Here is an 11743-nt window from a genome sequence, read left to right as displayed (position 1 = left end):
ATATAATCCGCCGTTGGTTTTTCCCGCCCCCGATAACCAGAGGACGCCATGAGCGACAAGCACCACGAAGAAGGCCACACCGGCCCCATCAAGAACTCCAAGCAACTGCTGATTACGGTTGTACTCGCTTTCATCTTGCCCGTGATTTTGATCATCGGCCTGGTGAACTTTGTGGGCTCCGCCCCCAAAACGGGTGCGGGCGTTGGCATGCATGAGCTGGCCCAGGCACAGCGCATTCAAAAGATTGGCTCTATTGAAATTCGTGATGCCAACCGCCCTCTGCGGGGTGGCGAAGACGTATACAAGGGCCAGTGCGCGGCATGCCACGCAACAGGCGTGTCTGGCGCACCCAAGTTTGGTGATGCTGCGGCATGGGCCCCCCGTTTGGGTCAAGGGTTTGAAGTCCTGGTGCAATCGGCACTGAAGGGCAAGAACGCCATGGCCCCCCAAGGTGGTGGCGAATTCAATGATCTGGAAATCTCCCGTGCCGTGGCTTTCATGGCGAACGCTGGGGGTGCCAACTTCCCCGAGCCACAGCCTGAAGCCAAAGAAGGCGACGCCAAATAAACGGCTGCCAATCCACGAAAAAAGGACCCTCTGGGTCCTTTTTTGTATGCGTGATGCGTGGCCTTGCTGGCACTAAACCTGTGCCTGGGCCTGCTGCGGGCTGCGCACAAAACCAAAACGCTGGGGCAGATCTGCCGCTGCAACATCCTCCATCTGCCAGACCCCAGCCTCCACGGCATCTGCCGCATGCACCACGTCTTGGGTGTGCACAATACCCAGCACGCCATCGCATTGCAGGTACACATGGCCGTACTCATCCATCAAGCATTGTTGTACCTGCTGCACAGGCTGACCCGTGTGCGCGACCACCGAGGCACCTGCATGAACACGCCACACCATGGGTGCGCTTTCTAACTCCACATAGACCCGTTGTGGGCCATTCTGAAAAAACCAATGGCCCTGGGCATTGGCTTCGTAATTGCGGCCTATAAACGCCAGCAGCTTCTCGTGCTCCAAGCGGCTGCCTTTGCTGTGTGGGAACAGGCCCTGCGCTTGGGTATCCGCATCACGCAGCCACCAATTGCCACGCATGTCCAGACCCAGCCAGCCCCAGCAGTCAGGCACATGGGGCCATTTGGCCAATGCTTGTTTTACGATGTCATCCATACCCACCTACCTTTGGTATTTGTCACGATGTAGCGCGCAAAGATAACCGCAACCCGCCTTGCTTTGCACGTCGTTGCCCTACATATTGCTACCATACCGGGCCCGCACAATACGGCCCATAGATCACACCAAGACAAGGGATTGAACATGAAGCGCCTGTTTGCGATTTTGCTCATGGCCACGGCACTCACGGGCTGCGGCTACAACGATTTCCAGCGCTTGGACGAAGACACCAAATCCAGATGGAGCGAGGTACTCAACCAGTACCAACGCCGGGCAGACTTGGTGCCCAACATCGTGGCATCGGTCAAGGGGGAAGCCAACTTTGAGCAAGAAACGCTGACCAAGGTGATTGAGGCACGCTCCAAAGCCACGTCGATCCAAGCCACCCCGGAGTTGATCAACGATCCCGCGGCCTTTGACAAATTTCAGCAAGCGCAAGGCGAGCTCTCCAGCGCCCTGTCACGCTTGATGGTGGTGGCCGAGCAATACCCGCAACTGCAAGCCAACCAAGCTTTCCGTGACTTGCGCGTCACGCTGGAAGGCACGGAAAACCGCATCACCGTGGCCCGGAATGCCTACATCCAATCGGTGCAGCAATACAACGTGCTCGCGCGCAGCTTTCCCACCAACCTGACAGGCATGGTGTTTGGCTACAAGGCCAAGCCCAATTTCACCGTGCAAAACGAAGCTGAGATTGCGCGCCCACCAACCGTGGACTTTGGCAACAAATAAAGCCCGGCGGCCTGGGGTGGCCGCCTTCCTCTTCAGGAACAAAATATGGCTTTTACGCACATCTGGCAAGCGCTAGCAGCTCTCTTTTTTGCACTTTTTGGGCCTGCGCACATGGCACTTGCGCAGCCCTTGCTGCCGGTGCCTGCGCTCACGGCACGCCTGATTGACCAAACGCACACCCTCACTGCGCAGCAGGCCACCACCATCGAGTCACGCCTGCGTACCATCGAGGAAAAATCAGGCTCTCAGGTCGTAGTGTTGATGGTGCCCACCACCGCGCCGGAAGACATTGCACCCTACGCACACCGCGTGGCCAGCACATGGAAGATTGGCCGCAAAGACGTGGGCGATGGCCTGCTGGTGGTGATCGCCAAAGATGACCGCCGCATGCGCATGGAAGTGGCCCGTGCCCTGGAAGGCGCCATCCCTGATTTGGCGGCATCACGCATCATTGAGCAGCAAATGGCGCCGCATTTCCGCCAAAACGACTATGCCGCAGGCATTTTGGCGGCCCTCGACCAGATCGCCGCACGGATTGCCGGTGAGCAGTTGCCGGCGCCCTCTGCGCCCGCCAGCCACAAGGCGGCAGGTGTGGACCTGGAAGGCGCAGCCATCTTTCTGTTTTTTGGGGTGATGGTGGTTGGCCCCATCATCCGCCGTATTTTCGGCAGCAAACTCGGCTCGCTCATCGTGGGCGGCGGCGCAGGTGTCTTGGCGTTCATGCTGACTGCCAGCATCTTCCTGGCCTTGGTGGCCGCAGTGGTGGCACTGCTGGTCACCTTGCTGGCCAACAGCTCCAGCGGTGGCGGTGGCCCCTATATAGGTGGTGGAGGCTCTGGCGGTGGCCGTGGTGGCGGGTTTGGCGGCGGTGGTGGTGGTTTCAGCGCTGGCGGCGGTGGCAGTTTTGGGGGCGGCGGCGCCTCAGGGAGTTGGTAGGTCATGGCAACACTGATGCAAAAACTCGCACGCCTGTGGCACCACCGCTGGAGCGAGGGCCAGGTAGACCGCACCTTCCCGCCCGAAGTCTTGCTAAGGCTAGAACGTGCTGTGACCACCAGCGAATCCTTACACACCGGGCAAATTCGCCTGTGCGTGGAAGGTGGCCTGCCCTACAGCTACATCTGGCGCGGTGCCAGTGCACGCGAACGGGCGGTGGCCCTGTTTGGCAAACTGCGCATATGGGACACCGAGCACAACAACGGCGTGCTGATTTATCTGCTGCTGGCCGACCACGCCATTGAAATCATTGCAGACCGTGCTGTAGCACGGGCCGTTGCTCAATCCACCTGGGATGCCTTGGTACAAGAGATGCAGCAATCTTTTCAAAACCATGCCTACGCCGACGGCATGGAGCGCACGCTGCAACGCGTATCTGGGCTGCTGGCCGAACATTTCCCGCGCGATACCCACAGCGCCCGTACACCCGCTGCGGATGCATTGCCGGATGCGCCCGTGGTGCAAGGGCGTTTTTTCAAAGACCGGTAAGTTCTTTTCACAACGGCGGCTGCATCCACTTACCAACTGCGGCCAAGCCTAGTGCTTGCGCATTTGCGCGGTGCAAGCCTGCAAAGAATTTTGCAGAAGCCGCGCTCAAACCTGCAGCGCAGGCAACCAGTCACGCCCCCACGGGGAATGCAGCCACACAAACGCCGTCACGTTCAGCCCAACCGTCAACCAGAAAATGCTTCGAAATTGCGCCTTGCTGCTTTTATGGCGCAACCACTGCTGCGCCAAGAGTGCGCCCGGCCAACCACCCAGCACAGCCAAACTGTGCAAAGTTGACTCGGGCGTGCGCCAGTGGCCCGCCTGGGCCGCTACTTTGTCTTTCCAGTAGGCGAAAAAAGCGATCAGGCTCATCACCGCATACAGCGAAGCCACCCAGCGCGGAACGCCCCACAGCAACGCCACCAGCAAAAACACTGCAACAAAAGCAAATATCGACAAGTAAGTGCCCGCTGCGGTAGTAGGGCTCACAGATTCGCTGCGTCGGCTACCCTGCGGTGCAGGCGCAGCAGCACGCCGTGACACTTTGGCACCGGTCGAGCGAACGCCTTGCCGCCACACCACTTGCTGGGCCCGCTTTTTCCCGTTGTCTATCCCTACCGCAAACTCCACACGCTGCCCCACATACGGCCGCGCTGGAGGCATGGGCTTTGGCTGAAATGCGCTGATGTGGACAAACATACGCTCACCACCTGCATCGGCCTGAATAAAACCAAAGCCACGTTGATCGTTCCACTCCACCAAGGTACCGAGATAAGGCATATGTACTTATAAAATGAGAGCAGCTTGCGCTTGCTCTGCCTTTACTTCAGTGACTTACAAAGCCAAATACTCTGTAAACGCTGCGCCAATAGCTTTGATTTTTATAGCGGGCATAAAAAAACCACCCGAAGGTGGCTTTTTTATCGGTAGACCGATCAGCGCTTGCCGCTGTACTTGCGCAGAGCCGCCATTTGGGCAGCCAGCACGGCCAGCTCGGACTGGGCCTTGGCCAGATCAACGTCATTGCTGGCGTTCTTCAAAGCCTGCTCCGCAGCCGCCTTGGCTTGCTGGGCTTTGTGCTCGTCCAAATCCTTGCCGCGGATCGCGGTGTCGGACAGCACGGTCACGCAGTTGGGTTGCACTTCCAAAATGCCACCGGCGACGAAGATGAACTCTTCGCTGCCATCGGGCAATTCGATGCGCACGGAACCGGGTTTGATGCGAGAGATCAGCGGAGTGTGCTTGGGCAAAATACCCAGCTCGCCTGCTTCACCGGGCAGCGCAACAAAGCGTGCGGCACCCGAGAAGAGGGATTCTTCGGCGCTGACCACATCAACATGGATAGTGTTCATCTTTGCTCCTAGAAAAGGTGGGACTGGGCTTGTTTGCTTGAAAAACCGAGGCTTGCACCTCGGTTGTCACGGCAAATTAAGCAGCCAGCTTCTTGGCCTTTTCGAAGGCTTCGTCGATGGTACCGACCATGTAGAAAGCCTGTTCGGGCAGGTGATCGCACTCACCGGCGCAGATCATCTTGAAACCACGGATGGTTTCTGCCAGAGGCACGTACTTACCAGGCGCGCCGGTAAACACTTCCGCCACGTGGAAAGGCTGCGACAGGAAACGCTGGATCTTACGAGCACGAGCTACGGTCAGCTTGTCTTCGGGAGCCAGTTCGTCCATACCCAGAATTGCGATGATGTCACGCAGTTCCTTGTAGCGCTGCAGCGTACCTTGCACTTGGCGAGCTACGTTGTAGTGTTCTTCGCCCACCACTTGGGGGTCCAGCTGGCGGCTGGTGGAGTCCAAAGGATCCACCGCAGGGTAGATACCCAGCGAAGCGATGTCACGCGACAACACCACGGTCGAATCCAAGTGAGCAAACGTAGTTGCTGGCGAAGGGTCAGTCAAGTCGTCTGCAGGCACGTACACGGCCTGGATCGAAGTGATCGAACCCACCTTGGTCGATGTAATACGCTCTTGCAGACGGCCCATTTCTTCGGCCAGTGTAGGCTGGTAGCCCACGGCGGAAGGCATACGACCCAGCAGCGCGGACACTTCGGTACCGGCCAGTGTGTAACGGTAGATGTTGTCCACGAAGAACAGCACGTCCTTGCCTTCGTCACGGAAAGACTCAGCCATAGTCAGGCCAGTCAACGCAACGCGCAGACGGTTTCCTGGAGGCTCGTTCATCTGACCGTAAACCATGGCTACCTTGGACTCGCCCAGGTTCTCTTGGTTCACAACGCCGGCATCCGACATTTCGTGATAGAAGTCGTTACCTTCACGGGTACGCTCACCCACACCAGCGAACACCGACAGACCGCTGTGGGCCTTGGCGATGTTGTTGATGAGTTCCATCATGTTCACGGTCTTGCCCACACCGGCACCACCGAACAGACCCACCTTACCGCCCTTGGCGAAGGGGCAGACCAAGTCGATCACCTTGATACCGGTTTCCAGCAGTTCTTGCGAAGGCGACAGTTCGTCGTACGCAGGAGCCTTACGGTGGATAACGGCGGTGTGTGTTTGGTCCACAGGGCCACGTTCGTCGATGGGGTTACCCAGCACGTCCATAATGCGACCCAGGGTGGCCTTACCCACGGGCACGGTGATACCGGTACCTGTGTTGGTCACCATCAGGCCACGCTTCAGACCGTCGGAAGAGCCCAGTGCAATGGTACGGACGATGCCGTCACCCAGCTGCTGCTGCACTTCCAGGGTCAGTGCCGAGCCTTCCAGCTTCAGGGCGTCGTACACCTTGGGCATCTGGTCGCGAGGGAACTCAACGTCCACCACAGCGCCGATACATTGAACAATCTTGCCTTGTACTTGAGCCATTCTTTGCTCCAATCTGTATATCTGTTAAAGCCGATTACACAGCGGCAGCGCCGGCCACGATTTCCGACAACTCGGTCGTAATCGCTGCTTGACGCGTCTTGTTGTAGACCAGCTTCAACTCGCTGATGACGTTGCCCGCGTTGTCGGTCGCGGCCTTCATGGCCACCATGCGCGCCGATTGCTCGGACGCCATGTTTTCCGCAACTGCCTGGTACACGAGAGACTCTACGTAACGCACCAGCAGATCATCGATCACGCTTTGTGCGTCAGGTTCGTAGATGTATTCCCACGATGCACCCGTCTTTTCGGCTTGCATTTGCTCGTTCGACAATGGAAGCAGTTGCTCCACCACCGACTCTTGCTTCATGGTGTTGATGAATTTGGTGTAGCTCAGGTACACCGCATTCAACTTGCCTTCAGCGTATTGGTCCAACAGCACCTTGACCGGCCCAATGAGCTTTTCAAGGTGGGGCTGATCGCCCAGTGCTGTGGCTTGAGAGACCACCTTGGCACCAATACGGTTCAGGAACGCCAGTCCCTTGCTGCCAACGGCCACGGTCTCAGCCGAAACGCCTGCATCTTGCAGTTCACGCAACTTGTTGGTGACGACACGCAACACGTTGGTGTTCATGCCGCCGCACAACCCCTTGTCGGTCGTCACCACGATGACGCCGGCTTTCTTTGCATCCGCATGCAATTGCATGAACGGATGCACGTACTCGGGGTTGGCTTCGCCAAGATGGGCTGCAATGTTGCGGACTTTTTCGCTATATGGACGGGCAGCCAGCATCCGTTCCTGCGCTTTGCGCATTTTGGATGCAGCCACCATTTCCATGGCTTTGGTGATCTTCTTGGTGTTTTCCACCGATTTGATCTTGCCGCGTATTTCCTTGCCTGCTGCCATGATGGCTCCTCGTCCGGATTAAGCGAAGGACTTCTTGAACGCTGCCACTGCGGCGTTCAATTCAGCTTCGTCCTTGCCTTCCTTATCGAAAGCACGCTTTTCGTTCAGACGATCGAGCAAAGCACCATGGCTGGTCTTCAGGAACTGGTGCAGACCAGCTTCGAAAGGCAGCACTTGCTTGACTTCGATATCGTCCATGAAGCCCTTGTTCACGGCAAACAGCGAAGCAGCCATCAGCGCAGTGTTCAGCGGCGAGTACTGGGCTTGCTTGAGCAATTCCGTCACACGAGCGCCACGGTCCAGTTGCTTGCGGGTTGCATCGTCCAGGTCGGAAGCGAACTGTGCAAAAGCAGCCAGTTCACGGTACTGTGCCAAGTCGGTACGGATACCGCCGGACAGGCCCTTCACCACCTTGGTCTGCGCAGCACCACCGACGCGAGACACCGAGATACCGGCGTTGATCGCAGGACGGACACCAGCGTTAAACAGGTTGGTTTCCAAGAAGATCTGGCCGTCGGTAATCGAAATCACGTTCGTAGGAACGAAAGCGGACACGTCGCCAGCTTGTGTTTCGATGATGGGCAGCGCTGTCAAGGAACCTGTCTTGCCCTTGACTTCACCCTTGGTGAAGGCTTCGACGTAGTCGGCGTTCACACGCGCGGCACGCTCGAGCAGACGCGAGTGGAGATAGAACACGTCGCCAGGGAACGCTTCACGTCCTGGTGGGCGACGCAGCAGCAGCGAAACTTGACGGTAGGCCACAGCTTGCTTGGACAGATCGTCATACACGATCAGCGCATCTTCACCGCGGTCACGGAAGTATTCGCCCATCGTGCAACCCGAGTAGGCCGACACGTACTGCATGGCAGCAGATTCAGAAGCGGTAGCAGCCACCACGATGGTGTATTCCATCGCACCAGCTTGCTCCAGCGCACGTACCACGTTCTTGACGGAAGAGGCCTTTTGACCAATCGCCACGTAGATACAGGTAACGCCTTGACCCTTTTGGTTGATGATGGCGTCGATCGCAACAGCGGTCTTACCAGTCTGGCGGTCACCAATGATCAGCTCGCGCTGACCACGGCCCACGGGAACCATGGAGTCGATGGACTTGATACCGGTTTGCAGAGGCTGATCCACGGATTGACGTGCGATCACACCAGGCGCAACCTTTTCGATCACGTCGGTCATCTTGGCATTGATGGGACCCTTGCCGTCGATAGGCTGGCCCAGTGCATTCACCACGCGGCCGATCAGTTCGGGGCCAACGGGTACTTCCAAGATACGGCCGGTGCACTTCACAGTGTCACCTTCAGCAATGTGGGTGTACTCACCCAAGATCACTGCACCGACGGAATCACGCTCCAGGTTCAGCGCCAAGCCGTAAGAAGGCTGGCCATCTGCCGAAGCGGGGAATTCCAACATTTCGCCTTGCATCACGTCCGATAGGCCGTGCACGCGAACGATACCGTCAGTCACAGACACCACAGTGCCTTGATTACGGATATCGGCGCTAGCTTCCAGCCCTTCGATGCGGCTCTTAATCAGTTCAGAAATTTCTGCGGGATTGAGTTGCATGACTCTTTCCTTCTTTCTTTTGGTTAGCCGAGACCTCAATCCGCTTACGCAGTGAGGGCCGCTTTCATTTGTTCCAGACGAGCCTTAACGGAGGTGTCCAGCACCTCGTCGCCCACCACCACACGAACACCGCCAATCAAAGATGCATCGATCTTGACGGACAGATTCAGCTTGCGGCCGAAACGCTTTTGCAGCGCAGCGCTGATGTCGTTCAGAGCAGCATCCTCTACGGGGAAAGCGCTGTAAACGATAGCGTCGGACGAGCCATTGAGGCGGTTTACGATGCCGCGGAACTGCACAGCCACTTCAGGCAGCGCGTCCAGGCGACCGTTTTCAATGATGACGCGCAGGAAATTGCGAGCGGCATCGGGCAAAGCCGAACGGGCCACACCAGTGATGACATCGAGCACTTGCTCGACCGTCACCTTGGGGTTATCGGCCAGTTGACGCAATTGCGGATCAGCGGCAATCGCCGCCAGTTCCTCCACCCAAGCGACAGTGCTATTCAAGTCAGCTCCGTTGGAGCTGGCTTTGAACAATGCTTCAGCGTAAGGGCGGGCAATGGTGGCGAGTTCTGCCATTTTGCTTTCCTTACAGCTCTGTCTTCAGGCGGTTGAGCAGATCAGCATGAACGCCAGCATTGACTTCCTTGCGGAGGATTTGCTCAGCGCCCTTCACAGCCAATGCAGCCACTTGCTCACGCAGGGCTTCACGGGCAGCAATGGCTTGCTGTTCAGCTTCGGCGCGGGCAGCAGCAACAATTTTGTTGCCTTCTTCTGTCGCGCGGGCCTTGGCTTCTTCAACGATGGCCTGGGCGCGGCGATCGGCGTCCGCAAGCCGCGATGCTGTCTCGTTGCGTGTCTGAACCAATTCCTGCTCGACGCGCTTGTTAGCAGCGCTCAGCTCGGTCTTGGCCTTGTCAGCAGCAGCGAGGCCATCGGCGATTTTCTGGGCTCGCTCATCCAACGCCTTCGCAATCGGGGGCCACACGAACTTCATCGTGAAAAGCACCAAGATCAGGAAGACGATGCACTGAACGAACAGGGTCGCGTTAATACTCACGGCAACACCTTTCTTTCTAGGGCGTTGATCGGAGCTTAGGCCAGTACGAAGGGGTTGGCGAAAGCGAACAGCAGGGCGATAGCTACACCGATCAGGAAAGCAGCGTCGATCAGACCAGCCAAGATGAACATCTTGGTTTGCAGTTCGTTGATCAGCTCAGGCTGGCGAGCCGAGGATTCCAGGAACTTACCGCCCATCAGCGCGATACCGATCGAAGCGCCGATAGCGCCCAAACCAACGATCAGACCACAAGCCAGAGCGACGAGACCGAGAATGTTTTCCATGATGACTCCTAGGGATTAAAGGAAAGTTGAAGTTGAAAGGGAAAGGTCAGTGGGCTTCATGCGCCTGGCCGAGGTAAATCAGCGTCAGCATCATGAAAATGAAGGCCTGCAGGGTAATGATCAGAATGTGGAAGATCGCCCAGATAGAGCCTGCAATGATGTGCCCCACAGGGAGCAACACACCAGAGAGAGACATGGCAGCCGCACCACCCATCAGGGCAATCAGGCAGAACACCAACTCACCAGCGTACATATTGCCGAACAGTCGCATACCGTGCGAAACCGTCTTGGCAACATATTCAATGATCTGCATCAGCAGATTCACTACGCCCAAGATCAGGGCGAAGATAGGATTCTTGGAGGTGCCGAAGGGTGCTGTGACCAATTCATGGGCCCAGCCACCAGCGCCCTTGATCTTGACGCTGTAGTAGAAGCACAGCAGCAGCACGCCCGTCGACAAACCCAAGGTGGTCGACAGGTCAGCGGTGGGCACAACACGCAAGTAAGCGTGCGAGTCACCCTGCGCGGTCTGCCACAGCATGGGCAGCAAGTCCACGGGCAGCAAGTCCATGGCGTTCATCAGGAAGATCCAGACAAACACGGTCAGCGCCAAAGGAGCGATGAACTTGCGCGATTCTGCGTTATGAATATTGGCCTTGGCCTGGTTGTCCACCATCTCCACCAGCAACTCCACAGCTGCTTGGAAGCGGCCAGGAACACCAGCAGTCGCCTTACGAGCGGCCAGCCACAACACGAACAAACCGATCACGCCGCAGATCACGCTGACGGCGACGGAGTCCAGGTTCACCACCGAGAAGTCGATGATGGAGTTCTGCTTGATATTTTGCAGGTGCTGCAAGTGGTGAACAATGTATTCACTTGCGGTTGGAGCGTGCGCGTCGGCTGCCATCGGTGAACTCTTCTCTCAATTCAATCGGTTTTTCGGACACTGGCTCGTCCTGTAATCAGAACCAACCAGTACGTTTTCATTGTTACAACCATTCCCGCCAGCAACGCCAGCCAATGCAGGTTTGGCACCAAGAAGTGCGCTGCAGCCAGCATGGCAATGCAGAGCACCAACTTGACAAACTCCCAGGCAAAAAGCCTTGCGATCGCACCCGGTGCATTCGCCGCCCTACCGCTATTGCGCGCCACACCTCGGGCAAACAACGCTGCAGGCACCACAATGGCCAGCGCACCATAAGCGGCTGACCATCCGGCGGCACGACCCGCTATCCACCACGCCACCAGCGCAACCACGGCGCCCATCAGCACCTGCACCACCAAAATGCGCCACATGGACATCTTGGGCTGCCGTTTGCGCCACGCTGCTGCCTCTTGAGGCGTCAGGGGCTTGATTTGCGGCTCTTCGTCCTCAAATTCCGATTCAGGGGCTTGATGGTTCATGTATTCAGCGAGCCAAAACTCAAATCGGAATTTTTACAAAGCCTCTGATTATACGTAGAAACCCGTTTTGCACTTACGTCCTCTGACATCCTTTGGGGGTTTTCACGGACAATTCCACCTTTAGGTGTCTGAAGATCCCCACAAGATGCGGGTTTGCACGCTTGCAATACGCAGCTTTCACGCGCTAGGCAGTGGCATAACCAGCCACACGACCAGCGGCGCAACCATAGCGCACAATGGCCCTTCCTCCAAGCAAAAACCTTTGCTTTTAACTGCA

Annotated in this window: 15 protein-coding genes; 4 read left to right on the top strand and 11 right to left on the bottom strand. The window is 57.3% G+C overall.

Translation table 11 applies throughout. From position 1 onward, the window contains the following. Positions 1-48: 48 nt before the first annotated feature. Complete coding sequence (locus tag QEP12_RS05310; protein WP_174862218.1) at positions 49-567, top strand: c-type cytochrome; 519 nt, start codon at positions 49-51, stop codon at positions 565-567. Positions 568-639: 72 nt separating this feature from the next. Here the strand turns inward: QEP12_RS05310 and QEP12_RS05305 are convergent, their stop codons facing one another. Beyond that, positions 640-1173, bottom strand: coding sequence for a DUF2946 family protein (locus QEP12_RS05305; RefSeq protein WP_174862217.1), 534 nt, complete (start codon positions 1171-1173; stop codon positions 640-642). Positions 1174-1320: 147 nt separating this feature from the next. On the opposite strand from QEP12_RS05305, the gene QEP12_RS05300 reads away from it, so the two are divergent. The 3 genes from QEP12_RS05300 to QEP12_RS05290 are packed head-to-tail and all read left to right on the top strand — an operon-like array spanning position 1321 to position 3393. Continuing rightward, positions 1321-1908 carry a LemA family protein gene (locus QEP12_RS05300; RefSeq protein WP_174862216.1) on the top strand — a complete coding sequence of 196 codons (588 nt, stop codon included), beginning with the start codon at positions 1321-1323 and terminating at the stop codon, positions 1906-1908. A 45-nt stretch (positions 1909-1953) separates the two neighbouring features. Further along, positions 1954-2844, top strand: coding sequence for a TPM domain-containing protein (locus tag QEP12_RS05295; protein WP_431308062.1), 891 nt, complete (start codon positions 1954-1956; stop codon positions 2842-2844). 3 nt (positions 2845-2847) lie between these two features. After that, positions 2848-3393 carry a TPM domain-containing protein gene (locus QEP12_RS05290; RefSeq protein WP_174862215.1) on the top strand — a complete coding sequence of 182 codons (546 nt, stop codon included), beginning with the start codon at positions 2848-2850 and terminating at the stop codon, positions 3391-3393. 105 nt (positions 3394-3498) lie between these two features. Here QEP12_RS05290 and QEP12_RS05285 read toward each other — a convergent pair whose 3' ends face one another. From QEP12_RS05285 to QEP12_RS05240, 10 genes are all read right to left on the bottom strand, one after another. Further along, on the bottom strand, positions 3499-4173 hold the full coding sequence (locus QEP12_RS05285) for a DUF1294 domain-containing protein (protein ID WP_284213578.1): 675 nt from the start codon (positions 4171-4173) through the stop codon (positions 3499-3501). A gap of 155 nt (positions 4174-4328) precedes the next feature. Continuing rightward, positions 4329-4745, bottom strand: coding sequence for a F0F1 ATP synthase subunit epsilon (locus QEP12_RS05280; RefSeq protein ID WP_219163533.1), 417 nt, complete (start codon positions 4743-4745; stop codon positions 4329-4331). Positions 4746-4821: 76 nt separating this feature from the next. After that, a complete protein-coding gene (gene atpD, locus QEP12_RS05275) occupies positions 4822-6231 on the bottom strand; it encodes a F0F1 ATP synthase subunit beta (protein ID WP_219163532.1) in 1410 nt (469 codons plus the stop codon). Positions 6232-6265: 34 nt separating this feature from the next. Continuing rightward, positions 6266-7135 carry a F0F1 ATP synthase subunit gamma gene (gene atpG, locus QEP12_RS05270; protein ID WP_219163531.1) on the bottom strand — a complete coding sequence of 290 codons (870 nt, stop codon included), beginning with the start codon at positions 7133-7135 and terminating at the stop codon, positions 6266-6268. An 18-nt stretch (positions 7136-7153) separates the two neighbouring features. Further along, positions 7154-8713, bottom strand: coding sequence for a F0F1 ATP synthase subunit alpha (gene atpA, locus QEP12_RS05265; protein WP_219163530.1), 1560 nt, complete (start codon positions 8711-8713; stop codon positions 7154-7156). Positions 8714-8757: 44 nt separating this feature from the next. Next, positions 8758-9294 carry a F0F1 ATP synthase subunit delta gene (locus tag QEP12_RS05260; protein ID WP_174862211.1) on the bottom strand — a complete coding sequence of 179 codons (537 nt, stop codon included), beginning with the start codon at positions 9292-9294 and terminating at the stop codon, positions 8758-8760. Positions 9295-9304: 10 nt separating this feature from the next. Then, positions 9305-9775 carry a F0F1 ATP synthase subunit B gene (locus QEP12_RS05255; RefSeq protein WP_219163529.1) on the bottom strand — a complete coding sequence of 157 codons (471 nt, stop codon included), beginning with the start codon at positions 9773-9775 and terminating at the stop codon, positions 9305-9307. Between the two features lie 35 nt (positions 9776-9810). Beyond that, positions 9811-10059 carry a F0F1 ATP synthase subunit C gene (gene atpE / locus QEP12_RS05250; RefSeq protein ID WP_011803767.1) on the bottom strand — a complete coding sequence of 83 codons (249 nt, stop codon included), beginning with the start codon at positions 10057-10059 and terminating at the stop codon, positions 9811-9813. 46 nt (positions 10060-10105) lie between these two features. Beyond that, complete coding sequence (atpB, locus tag QEP12_RS05245) at positions 10106-10969, bottom strand: F0F1 ATP synthase subunit A (protein WP_219163528.1); 864 nt, start codon at positions 10967-10969, stop codon at positions 10106-10108. 20 nt (positions 10970-10989) lie between these two features. Beyond that, on the bottom strand, positions 10990-11466 hold the full coding sequence (locus tag QEP12_RS05240; protein ID WP_284213576.1) for an ATP synthase subunit I: 477 nt from the start codon (positions 11464-11466) through the stop codon (positions 10990-10992). Positions 11467-11743 lie beyond the last annotated feature (277 nt).

The organism is Comamonas jiangduensis (genome assembly GCF_030162955.1).
GTDB classification, from domain to species: domain Bacteria; phylum Pseudomonadota; class Gammaproteobacteria; order Burkholderiales; family Burkholderiaceae_C; genus Comamonas; species Comamonas jiangduensis.
The sequence above is the reverse complement of the archived record's forward strand: the minus strand, read 5'-3'. Positions and strand labels throughout refer to the sequence as shown.